Raw genomic sequence first — 21,295 nt, 5'->3', positions numbered from 1 at the left:
AAGAGCGATGTCAAACGCAAGGGCGGGGCGATTGAGCCAGGCGGCTACAGAAGCGTGTGCCCCGCCGCGACCAGAAGCCCCCTTGCCGCGGCTTCATCCTTCACTTTGACGAGCAGATGGTCGCCATCGAAGGTGGATACCAGAAAAATGCCGAGTTCGTTTTCCGACAATGGCTTTATCACCGACAGCAGGATGCCTGTTTCGTCGAAGGCAAAGGGACCCTGGAGTTTCAGGGCGACCCAATCCCTGTCGTGCTTCACCCCGTCCGGAACCCGATCCTGCAGGCAGACGACCGAAAGCTCGTCCTCGGTCCGGGTGATGCTGACGAAGCCCGGCCCGTCGGCCCAGCCGGGAATGCTCTCTTTTGCTTCAAGGCGCGAAACTGCGTACCGCCCCGAGAGCGGCTTCAACCGGACCCTGACTGCCATCCGATCCTCCCTGCTATCAGCATCACGCCAGCTTCTTGCTCATATAGACCGTCATACCGTCCATGAATGGCTCTTCGCGGTCGATCGTGTAGCCGTGCCTCCTGTAGAGCGACACATTGGCCTCGAAGGCGCCGTTGGTCAAAAGGCGCAGTTCGAAGCGGCCGGCCTCACGCGCCTTCTGCTCAGCCCGTTCGAGCAGCAGCCGGCCAATACCCCTGCCCTGCGCCTGCGGTGTGACGCAGACATTCTCGATCCAGAGATGATCGTCCTCCAGCATGGTCTCGATCATGCCGACTATGCGGTCGCCCTCGACGGCGAGATCGAACGGATGCTCGGCAACCGCCTTGTCATAGTCGGCGCGCATCGGCAGCGGCTCGCGGCCGATCACCGGCACCCATCTGGCATAGGCTGCGCGCACGATGTCCTTGATGGCGGCGGCGTCCGCCGGCTCGGCCGGCCGAAACCGGATGGAAGAATTAGTCATAGCAAGGCTCCAGACATGAAAACCCCGCCGGCTGATATTGCGGGCGGGGTTGGAAACGAACGAACCGGATTTACTGTGCCGGTCTTTGTCGTCGCGCAATCGTTTTGCCACTCCGCATGCTGCAGAGGCGACGTCGCTTGGCGATGGCGGGCGAGAAAACGGACATGCGCCACGCTGGAACAAGAAGTTCAGCCCGTCAAGATTTTGAGATTGGCCCAGCCTGTCGAATTCGGGTGGTGTTCCATCGTTAGCTCAAAAACCAATCGTTCGTAAAAATCGATCGTTCTAACCAGAACAATTCGTTGGAAAGATCGGTTTAGGAATGGCATTCCTCCGGCGTACTTGCCTGGAGAATTGCATTGTCTTCCGTCACCCACATCGCGAACGAAATTCCGAAAAGCCTGATACCGACCGATCTGGCCGTGGGCCGCAAGCGGCTCGATTCGGTGTGGAACGGCGTTATCCCCGGCATCGTGCTGGTGGCGATGATCACCGCCGTGGCGTTCTCGGCCCACAATGTCTCAGGCTTTGCCTTGTTCAGCCCGATGATCCTCGCCGTCGTCGCCGGCATGATCTATTCCAACGTGCTCGGCACCCCCGCCCATGCCAAGGCCGGCATCGGCTTCTCGCAAAAGCGCCTGCTGCGCTTTGCCATCGTGCTGCTCGGCTTCCAGCTGACGCTGGGCCAGGTCGTCTCCATCGGCGCCAGCGGCGTCGGCATTGTGGCGGCTACCCTTGGCGCGACCTTCGTCTTCACCATCACGCTCGGCCGGCTGCTCGGCGTCGACGCCAAGCTGGCGCAACTGATTGCCGCCGGCACCTCGATCTGCGGCGCCTCGGCGATCGTCGCCACCAACATCGTCACCGATGCGCGCGACGAAGACGTCACCTACGCCGTCGCCTCGATCACGCTGTTCGGCACCGTCGCCATGCTCGGCTTCCCGCTGCTGGCGCCGGTGCTCGGCCTTGACCAGCACGCATTCGGTCTGTGGGCAGGCGCCTCGATCCACGAGGTGGCGCAGGTCATCGGCGCAGGCTTCCAGAACGGCGCCCAGTCCGGCGAGATCGCCACCGTCGCCAAGCTGACCCGTGTTTCCATGCTGGCCCCGATGGTCATCGCGCTCGGCCTGATGGCGCGCCGCAAGACGAGCAGCGACCGGTCGGGCGATCAATCGGCGGCACGGCCGCCCATGCCGTGGTTCGTCGCCGCTTTCGTCGCCGTCGTGGCGCTGAACAGCCTGGTGACCGTGCCGGCCGACGTGAAGTCGGCAATGGCGCTGGGCACCACCATCATGCTGACCATGGGGCTCGCTGCCATGGGCATGCAAGCCAACATTTCGCAGTTGCGCTCGCGCGGCCTGCGGCCGCTGGCGCTTGCCTTCTCGGCCTTCCTGTTCATCGGCTGCTTCAGCCTGATGCTGGTGAAGTTCGCTTAAAGCCGCTCAATCCTCGAACGAGCTTGCCGCGACATAGATCGCGGCCAGCGCCTCGATGCCGGCCTGGTCTTCCTTGTCGAAGCGGCCGGGCGTCGGGCTGTCGAGGTCGATCAGGCCGAAGACGCCGTCATTGTCCCTGAGCAGCACGACCAGTTCCGAGCGCGAGGCGGCGTCGCAGGCGATGTGGCCGGCAAACTCGTGCACATCCTTGACCAGCATCGACATTTCGAGATCGATCGCGGTGCCGCACACGCCCTTGCCGACGGCGATGCGCACGCAGGCCGGCTTGCCCTGGAAGGGCCCGAGCACCAGTTCCTCGTCGGAGGCCAGGAAATAGAAGCCGGCCCAGTTGAGGTCGGGCACCATCTGGAAGATCAGCGCCGATGTGTTGGCGGCGTTGGCGACCGAGTCGCTCTCGCCCTCCAGCAGCGCCTTCAACTGGGTCGCCAGTTCGCGGTAGAAGGCTGGCTTGTCGGTGCTGTCGATGGTCTGGGCCGCAAACATGGTTCGTCTCCGTTGCCGGCGGACCAGGATGCCCGCTATATCCCTGTCTGCCACCAATGACGCGCATGGGAAATACACAATTGTGAATACCGTCCATGCCAGCAGAAGACAGGATCGGGTGCAGCCGGCAGCGCACGAAGGCCCCCTCACCTTCGCCGTGCTGGTCTTTCCCGGCTTTCCGATGATGGCGTTCAGTTCGGTAATCGAGCCGCTGCGCGCCGCCAATGTGCTGGCCAAGCGAGAGTGCTATCGCTGGGTGATCGTCGGCGCCGACAAGGGCACGGTCGAGGCGTCCAATGGGGTTGTCATACAACCGGGATTCTCAGCCTCTGGCGCACCGAAGGTCGACCGTATCGTTGTCTGCTCCGGCGGCAATGCCGACTTGCTTGTCGCCGACGATGCGGTTGCCTGGATGCGCAAGAGCCTGCGGGGCGGCGCCTATATCGGCGCGGTGGCCGATGCGGCGTTCTTCCTCGCCAGGGCCGGCTTGCTGGACGGTCATGCATGCACCTTGCACTGGACCAGCCAGGCGGCCTTCACCGAGGCATTCCCGGATATCGAACTTCGGCGCGATCTCTACGTCATCGACCGCAAGCGCTTCACCTCGGCCGGCGGCGTCGGTAGTCTCGACATGATGCTGGAGATCATCACCAACGATTATGGCGGCGAGCTTGCGGCTGGGGTCGCCGAATGGTTCGTGCACAGCCCTTTGCGCTCCAGTGTGGACCGCAAGCTGATGCCACTCAGGCTGCGCACCGGGGTCCAAAACGAGCTGGTGCTGTCGGCCATCGCCATCATGGAGGATGCGGTCGAGGAACGGCTCGGCATGACGGAACTGGCGGCAAGACTCGGCGTCTCCTCCGACAAGCTGGAGCGCAATTTCCGCAGCGAGCTCAGCATTTCGCCCAACAGCTACTACCGGCGGCTCAGGCTGCGGCGCGCTGCCGACCTTCTGGCGCATTCGACGCTGATGGTGCGCGACGTGGCGCTGGCCTGCGGCTTCGCTTCGATGTCGAGTTTTGCGAGGGCGTTTAGGGAGGAGCATGGGCATGCGCCGAAGGCCATGCGACGGCATTAGTGGTGCTTCGCTAACGCCAGCGGCATTGCGCACAACAGTTGCGGGATTCCGCACAGACTTTGCCTAGCGCACGGCTATGTTCGAGCCTTCAGGAGGCGCACCTAATGAGCATCGTCGTTTTCGATCCCGACAGCACCGAGGATGTCGACTTCAAGGACCGCATGCGCCATCCGGCTGCGGCTGACCCGGCCGGCGGCATGTGGCTGTCCGACACGGAGCCGTCCTACATCGATGCCGATGCGTTGCGAAAAGGCCGGCTTGCGAAGCTGCGCCAATGGATGCGCGAGGCGGGCTATGGCGGCGTGGTTCTGTTCGACCCTTACAACCAGCGCTACGCCACCGGCTCGCGCAACATGTTCGGTTATTTCCTGCGCAACTCGACCCGCTATTTCTTTATCCCGACCGAAGGCCCGATCGTGCTGTTCGAATATCCGCAGAGCTATCATGTCTCGATGGTGCTCGACACGATCGACGAGGCGCGTCCTTCCAAACTGGTGTGGTCTTCGGTGTCGGGCCGCGACGACGAGACCGCCGGCCCGTTCGCCGACGAGATCGCCGAGCTTTTGAAGAAGCACGGCGGCGGCTCGATGAAACTTGGGCTAGACCGCTGCAGCCATTTGCAGGCGCTGGCGCTGGAAAAGCGCGGCTGCGAGGTCAGGGATTGCCAGGGCGAAATCCTGGCGGTGCGTGCGGTCAAGACGCCTGAGGAAGTGAAATGCCTGCAGGTTTCGATGGCCGGCGCAGAGGCGGCTGTCTACGCCGTGCGCGAGGCGATCAAGCCCGGCGTCTCCGAAAACGAGCTGTTTGCCATCATGTATGGCGAGGTCATCCGGCAAGGCGGCGAGTTCATCGAGACGCGGTTGCTCACCTCGGGCCAGCGCACCAACCCGTGGTTCAACGAAGCCAGCGGCCGCAAGATCCGGCCGGGCGAATTGCTGGCGCTCGATACCGACACGATCGGCTGCTATGGCTACTATTCCGATTTCTCGCGCACCTTCCGCTGCGGGCCGGGCAAGCCGACCGACTACCAGAAATCGCTCTACCGCATGGCGCACGACCAGGTTCAGCACAATATTTCGATCGTCAAGCCGGGCCTGGCGTTTCGCGAGATCGCCGAAAAAGCGTGGAAAATCCCGGACCGTTTTGTCGACCAGCGCTATACCTCTGTGATGCACGGCGTCGGCATGCATGGCGAGACGCCATTCATTGCGCATGCCATGGACTATGAGACCTACGGCCGCGACGGTGTCATCGTGCCCGGCATGGTGGTCAGCGTGGAAAGCTATATCGGCGAGAAAGGCGGCCGTGAGGGCGTCAAGCTGGAGGACGAGATCCTGATCACCGACACCGGCACCGAGTTGTTGTCGCGCTTTCCCTATGAGGACGAGTTTCTGGAGAAACAGATTTGATCCCAATGCCCCCTACTGATGTTAGTGCGGTATCGCAAACCTTCGGGAATAGCCGAGGCACCCATGCCTTCGTCATCCTAGGGCGAAGCAAGGAGCGCAGCGACGCGGCGCAGACCCTAGGATCCATGCCGGGACTCCCGAGCGCCGCACCGGTGCGAATTCTGCTCCGCCGTGTTCCTTGGCCGATGTCACGGCATGGATCCTCGGGTCTCCGCGACGGAGCTTCGCTCCTGCTTCGCCCGTGGATGACGAAGGTGGGGAGGCACCGGCCAATCACCACCGTTTGCGCCAGTTCGCTGAACGAAGCGGCCTTGGCCACGACCCCAGGCGCAGCCGCATGAAACGCCCGATCTCGATCAAACGCGGCGCGGTGGCGGCGGTGTTCATCGACCTCCAGGAGGAGCATCGGCAAGACAAGCGCTATCTGGTCGAAGGCTATGGCGAGGTGCTGGCCAACGTCCAGCGCCTGCAGGCGGCGGCGCGGCGCAATTTCGTGCCGCTCTACCACTGGGCCTATATCGTCGACACCGCCAAGGCGCGGCCGTTCCATCCGCTCGATGCCGACGGCAAGTCGGCCTTTTCCGACAAGAGCGATCCGCTGACGGAAATCTGCCATGAGGTGGCGCCGACCAATGGCGAAGCCTTGCTGATCAAGGCGGAGGCCAGCGCCTTCCGTTCGGGGCCGGCGGCGCGCGACCTCAAATCCGGCGGGATCGAGTGGCTGATCGTCGCCGGCGTGTGGACCGAGGCCTGCGTCGACGCCACCGTGAAGGACGCGGTCGCATCCGGCTTTCGTGTGCTGCTGGTCAAGGATGCCTGCGGCAGCGGCAGTGCCGCCATGCACCAGACCGCCATCCTCAACCTCGCCAACCGGCTCTATGGCGGCGCCGTCACCAACACCATCGACGCCTGCCGGCTGATGGCGGGCGATACCGTCAGCGCATGGCAGGTCGAGGGCTCGGTGCCGCTGCGCTTCACCTTTGAAAACGCCGGCCGGCTCTACGGCGAACTCTGAGGCACAGGATGGGCACACTCCACCAGCTCAAGACAGCAGGGCGGGGAAAATACGCCACCATGCTCGACCCGGCGCTGTGGGATTACATCGACCTGGTCAACGACTGGTTCCCGCCCGAAATCGCCGAACTGCCGATTGCCGAGCAGAGGTCAGTGTACGACGCGATGTGCCGCGCCTTCCATCAGGGTTATCCCACAGGCGTCACCGCAAACGATGGCATCATTGCCGGCGATAAAGGGCACGCCATTCCCATCCGCCACTACCGTATGGCGGGCAAGCCGTTACGCGCACTCGTCGTCTATTATCATGGCGGCGGGTTTGTGCTGGGCGGGGTCGACAGTCATGACGACATCTGCGCCGAGATCTGCGCCAGCGCCGGCTTCGACGTCGTCTCGGCCGACTACCGGCTGGCGCCGGAACATCCGCATCCGGCTGCCTTCGAGGATGCGCTTGCCGCCTTCGAATGGGCGGCGCAGACGACCGACCTGCCGATCGTGCTCGTCGGCGAAAGCGCCGGCGGCAACCTTGCGGCCGCGGTCGCGCATGCGTCGCGCCGCCACCCACGCCATGCGGTCGGCCAGGTGCTGATCTATCCCAGCCTCGGCGGCGACGAGAACGCCGGCTCCTATGTCGAACATGCCAACGCGCCGCTGCTGGCGCTGCGCGACATCGAGACCTACCGCAACATTCGCTCAGGCCCGGCGCAGTCGCCCGATGACCCGACGTTTTCACCGCTGAGCGACAGCGATTTTTCCGGCCTGCCGCCGACAATCATCATTACCGCCGAGTGCGACCCGCTATCGTCGGACGGCCAGATCTATCGCGACCGCATCGTTGCCGCGGGCGGCCGCGCCTGGTGGTACGAGGAGCCGCGGCTGGTGCACAGTTTTCTGCGCGCCCGCAAAAGTGTTCCGCGCGCCGGCGAGGCGTTCGTATGCACCCTTGCGGCCATCGCCGCCGTCGCTGTGCTCGGCAATAACGACTGGCCGTACTGAGGCCGTTTCCTTCGCGCTGCGACTTCTGACTTGCCATGCCGCGACTGCGGAACAGTGCACAAGAATTGCGGAAAGGCGAACATTTCCCTGCGTAAGGTCGCCCTATCATTGTCTGCTCAGGCAACGGCGCCCCGGCGATCGCATCTCCCTCTCAAACAGAAGCGGTTTGTCGGGGCGCCCAACGAGAGGGAACGACGATGAAATTCATGCTGACCGACAGAAGATTGCATCCGAAGGCGAAACCCGTTGCCGACGATTTCAGGAAAGGCGGGATAAACCGCCGCGAATATCTCGCCATCATGGCCGGCTTCGGCGTCAGCGCGGCTGGTGCGCTCGCCCTGGGCGGTCTTGCCCCCTCGCCCGCCCGGGCCGAGGAGCCGAAGCGCGGCGGCACCTTGCGCGTCGCCATGAACGTCAAGGGTTTCAAGGATCCGCGCACCTTCGACGGCGTCGAAATGTCCAATGTCGCGCGCCACTGCAACGAATATCTGGTGCGCTGGAACCGCGACTTCACCTTTGAGCCGTGGCTGCTCGAAAGCTGGGAAACCAGCGACGACGCCAAAACAATCACGCTCCATGTGCGCAAGGGAATAGCCTGGTCGAACGGCGACACCTTCAACGCCGACGATGTCATCCACAATCTCACTCGCTGGTGCGACGCTTCCGTCGCCGGCAATTCGGTCGCCGCGCGCATGGGCGCGCTGGTCAATGCCGACACCAAGAAGCCGGTCGATGGCGGCATCGAGAAGATCGACGACTTCACCGTCAAGCTCAATCTGCCGAAGCCCGATATTTCGCTGATCGCCGGCATGGCCGACTATCCGGCGTTGATCATGCACCGCTCCTATGAGGGCGGCGACGACCCGATGAAGGCACTGGCGATCACCACCGGACCCTGTGAACTGGTCAGCTGGAATGCCGAGACCAGCGCGGAGGTCAAGCGCAAGGACAAGCCGTGGTGGAAAGGCGACTTCTACCTCGATGGCATCAAATGGGTCGATTATGGCTCCGACCCCAATGCCATGCTGTCGGCCTTCGAATCCGGCGAAATCGACACCGACCACGAAACCGCCTCCGACGCCGTGTCGCAGACCGAGCAGATGGGCCTGCTAAATTCCGAGATCGCCACCGGCTCGACCATCGTTGCCCGCTTCAATGTCGGCAACGCGCCCTATGACGACGTCAAGGTGCGCCGCGCCGCCCAGCTTGCCGTCGACAATTCCGCCGTGCTGGCGCTTGGTCTCGGTGGTCGCGGCAAGCCCGCCGACAACCATCATGTCGGCCCGATGCACCCGGAATACGCCGATATCGGCCCGGCCAAGCGCGACATGGACCAGGCGAAGAAACTGCTCGCCGAGGCCGGCAAGGCCGACCACGAATTCGAGCTGATCTCGGTCGACGTCGAATGGCAAAGGAGCACCGGCGACGCAATCGCCGCGCAGATGCGCGAGGCCGGGCTGAAGATCAAGCGCACCGTGCTGCCGGCGGCGACCTTCTGGAACGACTGGAGCAAATACCCCTTCTCCACCACCGAATGGCTCGGCCGCCCGCTTGGGGTCCAGGTGCTGGCGCTCGCCTACAAATCGGGCGCCGCCTGGAACGAAAGCGCTTACGCCAACAAAGAGTTCGACGAGCTTCTCGACAAGGCGCTGGCAACGCCGGACGCCGCCCAGCGCAAGGAGATCATGGCCAGGATCGAGCAGAATCTGCGCGATGCCGGCATCATCATCCAGCCCTACTGGCGCTCGGTCTACCGCACCTATCGCAAGGGCGTGCAAGGCTGCGAACAGCACCAGTCGCTCGAGCAGCACTTTGAAAAAGTGTGGCTGGAAAGCTGATCCCTCCCAGGACTGTTGGGCCGGCGCGGTTCGAATGAGTCGCGCCGGCCGAATGCCGTTTGCCATGCGCATGATTTTTGGCACAGATTGCGCCTGACCGACTTTCGGCTCAGAGCGAATCAGGCATGGACCATTTCGACCTCGGCACCTATCGCCGCCCCATCTCCACCTCTTCGGCCGAGACGCAGCGCTGGTTCGATATCGGGCTGAACTGGTGCTACGGCTTCAACCATGAGGAAGGCATAAAGTGCTTCGAGAAGGCGCTGGAGACCGACCCTGATTGCGCCTTTGTGCATTGGGGCATCGCCTATGCCGCCGGGCCTTTTTACAACCTCACCTGGAAGGAGCACGGCAAGGACGAGGCAAACCGTGCGGCCAAGCGCTGCTTCGATCATGTGCAGCTCGCGCGGGCAGGTTCTGCAAGCGCCAGCCCCGTCGAGCAGCGGCTGATCGAGGCGCTGGCTGCCCGTTTCCAGCAGCCGCATGGCGTGGCCCCAGTGGAATTCGAACAATGGGACAATGCCTATGCCGCCGCGATGCGGCAGGTTTATCGCGACTTTCCCGACGATCATGATGTGATGGCGCTCACCGTCGAGGCGCTGATGATGCGCACCGTTCGGCGGCTATGGGATCTGAAAACAGGGAGACCGGCGCCCAATTCGGATGTGCTGGAAGCACTGGAAGTCTGTGAGCGTTCGATCCGGCTGTCGGACGAAGCCGGCACTGCGCCGCACCCGGCGATCCTGCATCTGCACATCCATCTCCTGGAAATGTCGACGCAGCCGGAGCGCGGCATTCGCTCGGCCGACCGGCTCGGCACAATGTGCCCCGATGCCGGCCACATGAACCACATGCCAGGCCACATCCACGTTCTGTGCGGCGAATACGAGAAGGCGAAGCTCGCCAGCGAAAAGGCGGTGCGCGCCAACGACCTCTACCTCGCCTATACCAGTGAGCCGACTTACTATCTGCTCGGCTGCTGCCACGATCTGCATCTGATGATGTTCACCTGCATGTTCCTTGGCCAGTACCAGCCGGCGCTGTGGGCGGCCGACAAGGTGCGCAGCCTGGTCGCGCGCGACGTGGTCGCCATCCAGGACCGGCCGAAGCTGACGCAGACGGTTGAAGGCTATCACGCCATGCGCGCGCATGTGCAGGTGCGCTTCGGCCGCTGGCAGGAGATCATCGACGAGCCGATGGTGGCGGAGCTGGAACTCTACGTGCTGACGGCCGCCATGCAGCACTACGCCAAGGGCGTCGCGCATGCCACGCTCAAGCAATTTTCGGCGGCCGAGCGCGAACGCGAGAACTTCCGCAGGCATGTCGAGGCCATTCCCGCCGAGCGGCGCTTCCTCAGCAATCCGACACGGGCCTCGCTGGCTGTCGGTGCAGCCCTTCTCGATGGCGAGCTTGCCTATCACCAGGGCCGCCATGACGACGCCTACGCTCACCTGCGCGATGCGGTCGAGCTCGACGACAATCTATCCTACACCGAGCCTTGGGCCTGGATGCATCCGCCGCGCCATGCGCTGGCCGCCCTGCTGCTCGACCAGGGCCACGCTGAAGAGGCCGAGCAGGTCTATCGCGACGATCTGGGCTTGAGCGGCAGGGTGCAACGCTGCGCCCAGCATCCCGACAATGTCTGGGCGCTGCACGGGCTGGTCGAATGCCTGAAACGGCGCGGCGAGAGCGTGGAGATGCCAGAGTTGCAGGCGAAGCTTGCCGCTGCGCTGGCGAAGGCGGATGTGGCGATCACCTCGTCATGCCTGTGCCGGACGAGTGTGCGAGCGGAGCATAGCTGTTGCCATTGAAGCCCAGCCGACCGCAGCGGCGTCGCCTTACGAGAAGATCTCCGCCAGCTCGTCGACGCTGGTGCCTTCCTTGACCTGGCGCAGCTCGACATAGCTGACCGCAGCGGCAACCGACAGCAGCATCGACATCACGCTTTGCACCAGCCCCGCCACGATGGCCGCGACAATGCCGTGAAACAGGTAGACGACCACGCCAACCGCCCCCTGGATGACCATGGCGATGATGATCAGGACCAGAAACAGGCCGAACAGCGACCAGCGGCTGCCCTTGGTCAGGGCGCGGCTGCGCGACATCGAACCAAACACGCCAAGCCGCTCCTGGATCAGAACCGGCACCGAAACCGACCAGCCGAGCCAAAGGATGATGCCGGGCACGATCAAGGCGATCATGGCCAGGCCGGATGCAAGCGAGACAAGGAAGCCTATGGCGAGCGTGGGCAGCAGGAAGCGAATGGCAATCTGAAGGCAGTCGCCAATATTCGGCCGCTTGCCGTTGAGATCCTCGATGGTGGCGCGCACAAGCGCAGACTGAAGCAGCAGTCCGAAAATGGCGCTTACGAAAAAGGCGACAAATGTGACCCAGGAATTGCGCAGCGCGAAGGTGGGATCGGCCGCGGCGCCAGGATCGACTTCAAGGAGCGCTTGCATGCGCGAGTCGGTCCACAGTTGGATCAGGATGGTCGGCAGGCCTGCGAAAAGAAAAGCCAGTCCGACGCAAAGGACGACATTGCGACCGATAACGGAGAAGCTGTTGTTGAAGACCCTGCCGATCTGAAATTTCTCAGGCCGTGCAAATGTTGCCGAAGTCATGATGCGCCCCCTGTTTCGCCGCCGAATATTGTCCGGCGATCGCAGTAGTAAATTTGCCAAGATTGGCGAGCGGCGTCTAGAGCATGATGCCGAAAAGTGTGAAGCGGTTTTCTCGGACAAACGGAAAAACCGTTTGTCCAGGCATCAAGCTCTATCTATTTGATTTAGAGCCGGATTCAGATTTCAGGTCGAAATCGACCTGAAATCATCCGGCTCTGGCCCACTTGCAAATGTTGCGCTGCATTGTCAGTGTCGGCCCGCGAACCGCGGGTTGCATGGGGGCGAAAAGGTGACTGCTGCACAGCCGGACGCTGCGCAAGCCGAATGGCTGGCCAAACTGCACAAGCAGTTGCTGTCGGACGATTCGATCCAGTTCGACCTGCCGGCCTATGTGCAGCCCCAGCCCCCCGAGTGGCTGAAGCCGTTTGGCGAGTTCCTGAAATGGCTTGGCCCCTACATGATCTACCTGTTCTGGGGCGCTGTGATCACAGGTGCCGCGATCATCCTGTTGCTGATTTTGCTCGAGGTGAAAGGCGTTGCCTGGCGCCTGCCCTGGCGGCGCAAGAAGAGCGTGACCGAGGCTGAGGCGACGTGGCGTCCCGACGTCGGTGCGGCCCAGATCCTGTTGTCGGAAGCCGATGCGCTGGCTGCCCGCGGCGAGTATGACGAAGCGGTGCATCTTTTGCTTCGCCGCAGTGTCACCGACATTGCCGGGCGCCTGCCCGACTTCCTGCGTCCGTCGCTGACCGCGCGCGACATCGCCAGCGCGGCTTCGATCCCGACACGGGCGCGCAGCGCCTTCACCCAGATCGCGCGCATCGTCGAGGCGGCGCTGTTCGCGCGCCGGCCGGTCGGACCCGAGGGCTGGCAGGAGGCACGCGGCGCCTATGAGCGATTCGTCTTCAGGGATGCCTGGGTGTGAGCGCTTCGACCGCGGACATCGCCCAGCAGGAACCGTTCAGCCGAAGGACGCTGTTCTGGGGGATTTTTGCCAGCCTGCTCGCGGCGGCGGGCTTCTTCCTGTTGTCCACCTATGCCCCCGACTTCCGTCAGCCCAACGTCGGCGGCGCGACGCCACTGTCTAAGAGCGGCATCGGCTATGCGGGCCTGGCGAAATGGCTGAAGCTGACCGGCGAAGCCCCCGATATGGCGCGGTCCGACAGCGATCTTGAGACCGAAATGCTGCTGGTCGTCACCATCTCACCCGACAGCGATCCGGATGCACTCGCCAACATCATCAAGCTTCGCAAGGGTATGGATACGCTGTTCGTGCTGCCCAAATGGGCGACCTTGCCGCTGTTCCAGCATGAGGGCTGGGAGATGAAGATCGAGCGGCTGCCGGCCGTCGTGGTGAACGACTGGCTCGGCCGCATCGCCAAGGCCAAGCTCGGCGGGGGCGAGATCACGGTCAAACAAATCGACGTCTCAGGGCAGACGGTCAACGTTCCCGACCAGTTGCAATGGGTGGCCGACGAAACCCCGCTGATTGCCGCCGGCAATGGCAAGGCGGTGCTGACCGAGGTGGAAGACGAGCGGTTCTACATCCTGACCGACCCCGACCTGATCAACAATGCCGCGCTCAAGGATCCCGACAAGGCAGCGGCGGCGCTGAAGCTGATCGAGTTCCTGCAGTCCGAAGAGGGTCCGGTGATGTTCGACCTGACGCTGCACGGTTTCGGGCGAAAATACGACCTCGCCAAGCTTCTGGTCGAGCCGCCATTCCTGGCGCTGACGCTGACCATTCTGGCGGCGGCGGCGCTGGCGTTCCTGCATGGCCTTGGCCGGTTCGGGCCGCCGCGGGCCGATCAGCGCGCCATTGCCTTCGGCAAGCGCGCGCTGGTCGACACCACGGCGATGCTGTTGCGCCGCGCCGGCCGGCTGGAGGAACTGGGCGACCGCTATGGCGCGTTGGCGCGGGTGCGCGCCGGCGCTTTGCTCGGCGCACCGCATGGTTTGCAGGGCGAAGCGCTCGACCGCTGGCTCGATTCCCGCGATAAGGACGAACCCGGCGGGTTCACGACCCGCCTGCAAGCCGCCGACGCGGCAAAGACCCTGACACAAATGCATGAGGCAGCCGAAAAGCTGCATGACTGGACGGCAAGGAGGCTCGGTGAACGTCGATGATGTGAAGGCCCTGGCGACACAGATCAGGGAAGAGGTGGCCAAGGCCATCACCGGGCAACACGATACGGTCGATCTGATGCTGACGGCATTGTTCGCTGGCGGGCATATATTGCTCGAGGGACCACCGGGCACGGCCAAGACGATGACGGCGCGCTGCTTTGCCCAGGCGCTGGGCGTCGCCTATGGCCGCATCCAGTTCACTCCCGACCTGATGCCCGGCGACATCGTCGGCTCCAACATCTACAATTTCCAGACCGGGCAATTCACGCTGACGCACGGTCCAATCTTCTGCGACCTGCTGCTTGCAGACGAAATCAACCGCACACCGCCAAAGACCCAGGCCGCCCTTCTGGAGGCGATGCAGGAGCATGCCGTCACCTTTGACGGCACCACCCATTCGCTCGGCCAGAATTTCATGGTGGTGGCGACGCAGAACCCGATCGAACACCAGGGCGTCTATCCCCTGCCCGAGGCCCAGCTCGACCGCTTTCTGTTCAAGCACCGGGTGAGCTACCCCGACGCGCAAGAGGAAAAGGCGATCATCATCCACCACGGCGGCGGCACCGCCTCGCACGATATCAAGCAGTACGGCATCACCGCCCAGGCCGACCGCAAGACGCTGGAAAAGGCGCTGGCGACGGTCGGCGAGGTCACGCTGGTCGACGATGTCGTCGACTATATCGCCAGGCTGGTGCGGGCGACGCGCGCCAGCCCCGATCTGGAGGTTGGCGCCAGCCCACGCGCGGGCGCCATGCTGGCGAGAGCCGCACGCGCCCGGGCAGCGCTCGACGGCCGTGCCTATGTCATCCCCGACGACGTCAAGGCGCTTGCCGTGCCGGCGCTGCGCCATCGCGTGATCCTGTCGCCGGCGGCGCAGATCGACGGCCGCCTGGTCGAGCAGATCGTCACCGACCTTGTCGACCAGACGGAAGCGCCACGTTGATCTATCCGAGCGGCCGGGCAGTCTGGGCAGGTGCGGCAGGTGCGATACCGGCCTTCCTGATCGCGCTCGCGCTGCCGTCGCTGTGGTATCTCGGCCTGCTGTGGATCTGCGTGCTGCTTGCTTTCCTGGCTGTGGACGCGGCCGCCGGGCGCGGACGCGCTTCCCTGGACGCCACCATCCATGCACCGCCGCAAGTCAGCGTCGGCGGCCAGTTCACCGTCAATGTCACCGCAAGGCTCAGCGGACGTCCGCGCGCGGTGCAGGCGCGTCTCGGCCATGATGAGCGGCTGGAGCCGCTGGGCGGCACCGGCGGCGCATTGACTGCTGAGGCCGGCAGCGCATCGCTCGACCTCAAATTCCAGGCGCTGCGGCGCGGCATGGCCAGGTTCGATCGCCTGTGGGTGCGCTGGCGCGGGCCGTTCGGTCTGGTCTGGAATCAGGTCGTCCTGCCGATGGACAACAAGGTCGCGGTGCTGCCTGACATCCGCAGCGCCCGCGACGAGGCGATCACGCTTCTGCAGCGCCAGTCGCTGCCAGACGGCCATGCGCAACGCCGCGCCGGCCAGGGCCGCGAATTCGAGGCACTGAAAGACTACCAGCCCGGCATGGGCCGGCGCATGATCGACTGGAAGCGCAGCGCCCGCCACGGCAGGCTTCTGGCGCGCGAGTTCCGCATCGAGGAGAACAACAACATCGTGCTTGCCATCGATAGCGGCCGGCTGATGTGCGAGCCCGTCGACGGCGTGCCGAAGGTCGACCGCGCCGTCACTGCCGCCTTGCTGACGGCGTTCATTGCGCTGAAGGGCGGCGACATGATCAGCCTGTTCGGCTTCGATGCGCGGCCGCGTGTTTCCAGCGGCGCCGTGCGCGGCTCGGCCAGCTTCGCCATGATCCAGAAGCGGGCGGCGGAGATCGACTATTCCACCGAAGAGACCAATTTCACTTTGGCGCTGACCACGCTTGCGGCGCGGCTCGACCGGCGTTCGCTGGTGATCATCTTCACCGATTTCGTCGATCCGATCAGCGCCGAACTGATGCTGCGCACCGTCGGCCGGCTCACCGAACGGCATCTGGTGCTGTTCATGATGATGAAGGATGTCGAGCTGGAGACACTGGCCGACATGCCACCGGACACTCCGGAGGACGTGGCGCGCTCGGTCGTCGCCGGTGGGCTGTTGCGCGAAAGGCAGGTCGTCATCGGCAGGCTGCGGCTGCTCGGCGCACATGTCATCGAGGCCGACCATCAAAGGCTGGGGCCGGCGCTGGTTGAGCGCTATCTCGAGCTCAAGCAGGAGGATCTGTTGTGAACGCGCTGGTCGGCAAGGATGCCGTGCGCCAGTCGCTGGCGAGCTTCCGTTCGGAACGCGAGGCCGACTGGAAGGCGTTCGAGGCGCTGCTCGCCCGGGTCGAGAAACGCGCGCCGCGCACGCTGTCGGAAGATGAGCTTTTGTCGCTGCCGCTGCTCTACCGCTCGGCGCTGTCCTCGCTCTCGGTGGCGCGGGCGACGTCGCTCGACAATGCGCTGGTCGGCTATCTCGAAGCGCTCTGCCTGCGCGGCTATTTCTATCTCTATGGCGCACGCCGCAGCTTGCGGCAGCGCATCGGCGATTTCTTCCTGCATGACTGGCCGCATGCCATTCGCGATTTGTGGCGCGAAACCTTGCTGTCGGTCGTCCTGACCTTTGTCGGCTTCGGCGCCGGCTACTGGCTGGTGGCGAAAGACAAGGGCTGGTTCGATGCCATCATTCCGCCGAGTCTCGCCGGCGGGCGCAACCCGGACGCCTCAGTCGAAGTGCTGCGCCAGGTGCTCTACGATGGCGCCGACAGCAACTTCCTGTCGGGCTTCGCCGCCTATCTGTTCACGCACAATGTCCAGGTGGCGATCCTGGCCTTCGCGCTCGGCTTTGCCTTCGCGGTGCCGAGCGTGCTGCTGATCCTGATGAATGGCTGCCTGCTCGGCGCGATGTTCCAGATCTATGTCGCCAAGGGGCTTGGCATCGAACTGGGCGGATGGCTGTCCATCCACGGCACCACCGAGATGTTTGCGATCGCGCTGGCGGGCGCTGCCGGCATGCGCATCGGCACGCGCATCGCCTTCCCCGGCGAACTGACCCGGATGACGGCCGCGGCCGATGCCGGGCGCGTGGCGGCAACCACCATGGTCGGGGTGACGATCATGCTTTTGTGTGCCGGCCTGCTCGAAGGCATCGGCAGGCAGGTGATCACCAGCGACGTGACGCGCTATGCCATTGGCGGCGGCATGCTGACACTGTGGCTTTGCTATTTCTATTTGTTCAGGGTGGTGCGGCATGGCGACCGCTAGGCGCGCTGCCGTCTCGACGATACGGCCGCTGATCACGCCGGAAGGCGTCGATCTCAGGATCAAGCTCGCCGATGCCGGCACACGCGCCGCCGCCTTCCTGCTCGACTTTGTCATCATCATCGTCACCGCAATCGTGATCACGATCATCGCGCTGTTCGGGCTGGCCGGCCTCAACGGCGAAGGGGCGCAGCCGCTGTTCATCGTCTGGATCATCCTGATCTTCTTCCTGCGCAACGCCTATTTCATCGCCTTCGAGGCCGGCCGCCGCGCCGCCACGCCCGGCAAACGGATGCTCGGCATCCGGGTGGCGTCGCGCAGCGGCGCCGGCCTTTCGGTCGACCAGGTCATCGCCCGCAATCTGATGCGCGAGATCGAGATCTTCCTACCGCTGTCAATCATCCTTGGCCGCAGCGAGATGGGGCTGGCCGACACGCTGTCGACGATCTTCGGACTGGTCTGGGCGCTGCTGTTTGCCTTGTTCCCGCTGTTCAACCGCGACCGCATGCGGATCGGCGACCTGCTGGCCGGAACCTGGGTGGTCGAGGCGCCGAAACTGGCGCTGGTCGAGGACCTTTCGCAACGCCAGAACGCACGTGCCTTCCGCTTCACCCAGGCGCAGCTCGACGCCTATGGCATTGCCGAATTGCATAAGCTGGAAGAGGTGCTGCGCCGCGACGACTATTTCGCGCTGAAGGCCGTGGCCGAAACGATCGGGCGCAAGATCGGCATGATGATCGAGCCGGTCGATTCCAGGGCCTTCCTCACCGCCTATTACGGCGAGCTGCGGGCACAACTCGAACGCAAGCTTCTGCTGGGAACGCGCAAGGCGGACAAGTATCAGCGGTAGGAAGGCACTCTAAGTGCCTGGTAACAATCACGGAACGCCAGCGCTGCCCCTCATCCGCCTGCCGGCACCTTCTCCCCGTATAGTGACGGGGAGAAGAGAGCTGGCCGCAGCGCCGCGCCTATTCTGCACAGCTGGATATTGGCGAAACCATCCGCGACAGCATCTTTCTCCCCGTCGCTATACGGAGAGAAATGCCCGGCAGGGCAATGAGGGGCAGCACCAGCCGATGAAATGGAGTGCCTCTCGCCTACCCCACCCACTTCTCATAGTCGGACACCAGCAGGTGCAGCGGCGCGACGTCCTCGTCGATGTTCGAAAAACGGCCGATCGGCTCGCGGAAGACGTTGTCGGTGAGATCGTCATTGACGGTCGAGACCTCGCCGATCAGCACATCCCTGCCCTCGGCCCAGAAGGCGTGCCAGACGCCGGGCATCAGCGTCACACTCTGGCCCGGGTCGAGCTTCAACAGCCCGCCTGCCGGCAGCCTGTGGATGGTGCCGTCGACAGGCACCGAGACTTCGGCCTTCGGATCGATGCCGCCGTCGCGGTCGTGCATGAACAGTTCGAGCACCAGCTTGCCGCCGCCGCGGTTGATGATGTCCTCCGCCTTGATGTTGTGGCGGTGCATCGGCGACAGCTGATCTTTGCGCGAGATCATGATCTTCTCGGCATAGAGCATGCCCATGCCCTTCTTCATGTCGGCATAGACGCCGTTGCGCACGGTGAACAGGAACAGGCCGAGCTCGTCGAATTTCTCCTGGCCGTAATCGGTGATGTCCCAGCCAAGCCGCGAGGTGAAAATGGCCGCGGAGTCCGCCTTGCGCGCCTTCATCTCCTCCGGCGACCAGTAGGCGAAGGGCGGCATGATGTAGCCGAACGAGCGGATGAAGGCGTCGGCATCGCGGATGATGTCGTTGACGGTGGAGCGTTTCATGGTCGTGATCCCTTGGCGTCGCGTTCCTGCCTAAAGCGCATAGCCGAACTGCCCTGCGGTGTCGACGCAAACTGCATGCTGGCCTCATGACATCCGGGTCGATCGGGGCCATAAGTCCAGCCAAATTTCCCAAGGTGACATTCATGCAAGGCATAGACGACCTCGATACGCCGGCGATCCTCATCGATGTGGCCCGCGCCGAAGCCAACATCGCACGAGCGCAGGTGCATGCCGACCGCCACGGGCTGAAGCTCAGGCCGCACATCAAGACCCACAAGCTGCCCTATTGGGCGAAGAAACAGGTGGCGGCGGGAGCGGTCGGCATCACCTGCCAGAAGATCGGCGAGGCTGAGGTGATGGCCGATGCCGGGCTCTCCGATATTTTTCTACCCTATAACATCCTCGGCCGCGCCAAGCTGGAGCGGCTCAAGGCGCTGCATGGCCGCGTGACGCTGTCGGTGACGGCGGACAGCCGTGAAACGCTGGAAGGGCTCGCCGCCACCTTCACCGATGCCGGGCATCCCCTGCCCGTTCTGGTCGAATGCGACACCGGCATGGGCCGCTGCGGCGTACAGAGCGCCGCCGAGGCCCTGGCGCTGGCAAAAGTGATCGATCAAGCCAAGGGGCTCACCTTCGGCGGGCTGATGACCTACCCCGCGGCAGGCCGCGCCGCCGAGGCCGAATCCTGGCTGGCCGGCGCCAAGCAGACGCTTAGCGCGTCGGGTCTCGCCTGTGAACGCATCTCCAGCGGCGGCACACCGGACATGTGGCGCTCCGGCGAGGACAGCGTCGTCACCGAATACCGCCCCGGCACCTACATCTATCTCGACCGCTACCAGGTCGCCAAAGGCGTCGGCACGCTCGACGATTGCGCGCTGACGGTGCTCGCCACGGTGGTCAGCCACCCGACGCCGGCCCGCGCCATTCTGGACAGCGGCAGCAAGGCGCTGTCCAGCGACACGCTGGGATTGGCCGAGTTTGGCGAGTTGCTCGACATGCCCGGCGCGCGAGTCACCGGCTTGAGCGAGGAGCACGGCACGGTCACGCTTGGAAATGGCGCGAGCCTTCGCATCGGCGAGCGCGTGCGCGTGGTGCCGGACCATTGCTGCGTGGTGACGAACCTGTTCGACCAGGTGCATCTCATCGACGGCGACAAGGTGCTGGAGACGCTGCCTGTCGTGGCGCGTGGGCGGATGGGGTGAATGGCGCTTCCCTTCCCCCTTGTGGGAGAAGGGGGGAGCTCAGTTAGCCTGCCGCGCCGCTACCCTGCGCATGGCGATCACCCGGCGGCGGCGGATTTCGGTGCGCATCGCCGTCAAATGCAGGGCGAAGAACAGCACGGTGAAGCCGAGCGCCATCACCAGCAGCGGCCACAGCAGACTGGGATCGATGGTCGGCCCGCCAAGCCGGAACACTGAAGCCGGCTGGTGCAGCGTGTTCCACCAGTCGACCGAGAATTTGATGATCGGGATGTTGATGAAGCCGACCAGAGTGATGATGGCGGCAGCCCAGGCGGCGCGGCTGGCGTCATCCAGCGCGCGCGTCAGCGCGATGATGCCGAGATACATCAGGAAGAGGACGAACACAGACGTCAAGCGCGCGTCCCACACCCACCAGGTGCCCCACATCGGCTTGCCCCAGATGGAGCCGGTGATGAGCGCAAGCGCGGTGAAAGTGGCGCCGATCGGGGCTGCCGATTTCAGCGCGACGTCGGCCAGCGGATGGCGCCAGACCAGCGTGCCGAGCGCGGCGACCGCCATGACCGTGTAGCACATCATGGCGAGCCAGGCGAAAGGCACGTGGATGTACATGATGCGCACCGTGATGCCCTGCTGGAAATCCTCAGGCGCGGCAAAGCTCATATAGAGGCCAACGGCGAGCAGGATCGCGGCGATCGACGCCAGCCACGGCACCAGCCTGTCGGCCAGCCCGACAAAGCGCGTCGGGTTGGCAAGATCCATCCAGCCTGCAAGGCGTGAAGTCGTGTCGCTCATGCGGACCTAAATAGACCGACGGGGCGCTTGGGGCAATCGAGGGAGTGTCGCAGGGGCGGCGCCCCTTCCCCCTTCTCCCCCTGTGGGACTGTTGCAAAATTGGATGGATGTGATTCCCTGTTTTTGAAACGGGGATTTTGCGATGACGACGAAGCCGAGCGGTCAGTTCAGTTTTGTGGAGGCTCTGCTGCCACAGGGTCTTGGTCGGAGTGGTCGGCTGGACCGGCTGTCGTCGCTGGTGAAGTGGTATCGCTTCGAGAAGATCCTTGCGCGGCTGCGCTCGCCGGCGGGGCCAGGGCGGCCTGCGTACAATTCGCTGGTG

Annotated in this window: 20 protein-coding genes and 1 pseudogene; 15 read left to right on the top strand and 6 right to left on the bottom strand. The window is 64.0% G+C overall.

The annotated features are described in order from the left end of the window. Nucleotides 1-44 precede the first annotated feature (44 nt). Together AC1D1N_RS28150 and AC1D1N_RS28145 are read right to left on the bottom strand one after the other, a co-directional pair. Nucleotides 45-428, bottom strand: a complete 384-nt coding sequence (locus tag AC1D1N_RS28150; protein WP_477352448.1) for an ACT domain-containing protein — start codon at nt 426-428, stop codon at nt 45-47. 22 nt (nt 429-450) lie between these two features. Continuing rightward, nucleotides 451-912, bottom strand: a complete 462-nt coding sequence (locus AC1D1N_RS28145; RefSeq protein WP_477352446.1) for a GNAT family N-acetyltransferase — start codon at nt 910-912, stop codon at nt 451-453. A gap of 359 nt (nt 913-1,271) precedes the next feature. On the opposite strand from AC1D1N_RS28145, the gene AC1D1N_RS28140 reads away from it, so the two are divergent. Then, the gene (locus AC1D1N_RS28140) at nt 1,272-2,348 is read left to right on the top strand and encodes a YeiH family protein (protein ID WP_477352444.1); all 1,077 of its coding nucleotides are present in this window, start codon (nt 1,272-1,274) and stop codon (nt 2,346-2,348) included. Between the two features lie 6 nt (nt 2,349-2,354). Here AC1D1N_RS28140 and AC1D1N_RS28135 read toward each other — a convergent pair whose 3' ends face one another. Further along, entirely contained in the window at nt 2,355-2,852 is a 498-nt protein-coding gene (locus AC1D1N_RS28135; protein ID WP_477352443.1) for a GAF domain-containing protein, read from the bottom strand. 181 nt (nt 2,853-3,033) lie between these two features. Here AC1D1N_RS28135 and AC1D1N_RS28130 point away from each other — a divergent pair, with 181 nt between their 5' ends. From AC1D1N_RS28130 to AC1D1N_RS28105, 6 genes are all read left to right on the top strand, one after another. Next, a complete protein-coding gene (locus AC1D1N_RS28130) occupies nt 3,034-3,930 on the top strand; it encodes a GlxA family transcriptional regulator (RefSeq protein WP_477352621.1) in 897 nt (298 codons plus the stop codon). A 104-nt stretch (nt 3,931-4,034) separates the two neighbouring features. Continuing rightward, nucleotides 4,035-5,339, top strand: coding sequence for a M24 family metallopeptidase (locus tag AC1D1N_RS28125; RefSeq protein ID WP_477352441.1), 1,305 nt, complete (start codon nt 4,035-4,037; stop codon nt 5,337-5,339). A 337-nt stretch (nt 5,340-5,676) separates the two neighbouring features. Continuing rightward, nucleotides 5,677-6,354, top strand: a complete 678-nt coding sequence (locus AC1D1N_RS28120; protein WP_477352439.1) for an isochorismatase family protein — start codon at nt 5,677-5,679, stop codon at nt 6,352-6,354. Between the two features lie 8 nt (nt 6,355-6,362). Continuing rightward, nucleotides 6,363-7,349 carry an alpha/beta hydrolase gene (locus AC1D1N_RS28115; RefSeq protein WP_477352437.1) on the top strand — a complete coding sequence of 329 codons (987 nt, stop codon included), beginning with the start codon at nt 6,363-6,365 and terminating at the stop codon, nt 7,347-7,349. A 197-nt stretch (nt 7,350-7,546) separates the two neighbouring features. Next, a complete protein-coding gene (locus tag AC1D1N_RS28110; RefSeq protein WP_477352435.1) occupies nt 7,547-9,187 on the top strand; it encodes an ABC transporter substrate-binding protein in 1,641 nt (546 codons plus the stop codon). A gap of 125 nt (nt 9,188-9,312) precedes the next feature. Then, nucleotides 9,313-10,998 carry a hypothetical protein gene (locus AC1D1N_RS28105; protein WP_477352433.1) on the top strand — a complete coding sequence of 562 codons (1,686 nt, stop codon included), beginning with the start codon at nt 9,313-9,315 and terminating at the stop codon, nt 10,996-10,998. A 27-nt stretch (nt 10,999-11,025) separates the two neighbouring features. Here the strand turns inward: AC1D1N_RS28105 and AC1D1N_RS28100 are convergent, their stop codons facing one another. After that, nucleotides 11,026-11,808, bottom strand: coding sequence for a YciC family protein (locus AC1D1N_RS28100; protein WP_477352431.1), 783 nt, complete (start codon nt 11,806-11,808; stop codon nt 11,026-11,028). Nucleotides 11,809-12,097: 289 nt separating this feature from the next. Here AC1D1N_RS28100 and AC1D1N_RS28095 point away from each other — a divergent pair, with 289 nt between their 5' ends. Genes AC1D1N_RS28095 through AC1D1N_RS28070 form a run of 6 tightly spaced genes read left to right on the top strand, consistent with a single transcriptional unit; the run spans nt 12,098 to nt 18,045 of the window. After that, nucleotides 12,098-12,730 carry a DUF4129 domain-containing protein gene (locus tag AC1D1N_RS28095; RefSeq protein ID WP_477352429.1) on the top strand — a complete coding sequence of 211 codons (633 nt, stop codon included), beginning with the start codon at nt 12,098-12,100 and terminating at the stop codon, nt 12,728-12,730. Then, nucleotides 12,727-13,932 carry a DUF4350 domain-containing protein gene (locus AC1D1N_RS28090; RefSeq protein ID WP_477352427.1) on the top strand — a complete coding sequence of 402 codons (1,206 nt, stop codon included), beginning with the start codon at nt 12,727-12,729 and terminating at the stop codon, nt 13,930-13,932. Before AC1D1N_RS28095 ends, AC1D1N_RS28090 begins: the two co-directional genes overlap by 4 nt. Then, on the top strand, nt 13,919-14,875 hold the full coding sequence (locus AC1D1N_RS28085) for an AAA family ATPase (RefSeq protein WP_112563586.1): 957 nt from the start codon (nt 13,919-13,921) through the stop codon (nt 14,873-14,875). The genes AC1D1N_RS28090 and AC1D1N_RS28085 overlap by 14 nt, the downstream gene beginning before the upstream one ends. After that, entirely contained in the window at nt 14,872-16,182 is a 1,311-nt protein-coding gene (locus AC1D1N_RS28080; protein WP_203279009.1) for a DUF58 domain-containing protein, read from the top strand. Before AC1D1N_RS28085 ends, AC1D1N_RS28080 begins: the two co-directional genes overlap by 4 nt. Further along, entirely contained in the window at nt 16,179-17,198 is a 1,020-nt protein-coding gene (locus AC1D1N_RS28075; RefSeq protein ID WP_477352425.1) for a stage II sporulation protein M, read from the top strand. The genes AC1D1N_RS28080 and AC1D1N_RS28075 overlap by 4 nt, the downstream gene beginning before the upstream one ends. Then, nucleotides 17,185-18,045: an RDD family protein gene (locus AC1D1N_RS28070; protein WP_477352423.1), complete on the top strand. Its 861-nt coding sequence runs from the start codon at nt 17,185-17,187 to the stop codon at nt 18,043-18,045. The genes AC1D1N_RS28075 and AC1D1N_RS28070 overlap by 14 nt, the downstream gene beginning before the upstream one ends. A gap of 247 nt (nt 18,046-18,292) precedes the next feature. On the opposite strand, the gene AC1D1N_RS28065 is transcribed toward AC1D1N_RS28070, so the two are convergent. Then, the gene (locus AC1D1N_RS28065) at nt 18,293-18,979 is read right to left on the bottom strand and encodes a D-lyxose/D-mannose family sugar isomerase (RefSeq protein WP_203279006.1); all 687 of its coding nucleotides are present in this window, start codon (nt 18,977-18,979) and stop codon (nt 18,293-18,295) included. Nucleotides 18,980-19,122: 143 nt separating this feature from the next. Between AC1D1N_RS28065 and AC1D1N_RS28060 the strand changes: the two genes are divergently transcribed. Then, nucleotides 19,123-20,181 (top strand): D-TA family PLP-dependent enzyme, encoded by a 1,059-nt coding sequence (locus tag AC1D1N_RS28060; protein ID WP_477352421.1) that lies wholly within the window; start codon nt 19,123-19,125, stop codon nt 20,179-20,181. A gap of 39 nt (nt 20,182-20,220) precedes the next feature. Here AC1D1N_RS28060 and AC1D1N_RS28055 read toward each other — a convergent pair whose 3' ends face one another. Continuing rightward, nucleotides 20,221-20,973, bottom strand: a complete 753-nt coding sequence (locus tag AC1D1N_RS28055) for a heme ABC transporter permease (protein WP_112563598.1) — start codon at nt 20,971-20,973, stop codon at nt 20,221-20,223. A 142-nt stretch (nt 20,974-21,115) separates the two neighbouring features. Between AC1D1N_RS28055 and AC1D1N_RS28050 the strand changes: the two are divergent. After that, nucleotides 21,116-21,295: pseudogene (locus AC1D1N_RS28050) on the top strand (IS5/IS1182 family transposase); the annotation flags it as partial.

This window comes from Mesorhizobium sp. P2_B5 (genome assembly GCF_056404775.1).
The sequence above is the reverse complement of the archived record's forward strand: the minus strand, read 5'-3'. Positions and strand labels throughout refer to the sequence as shown.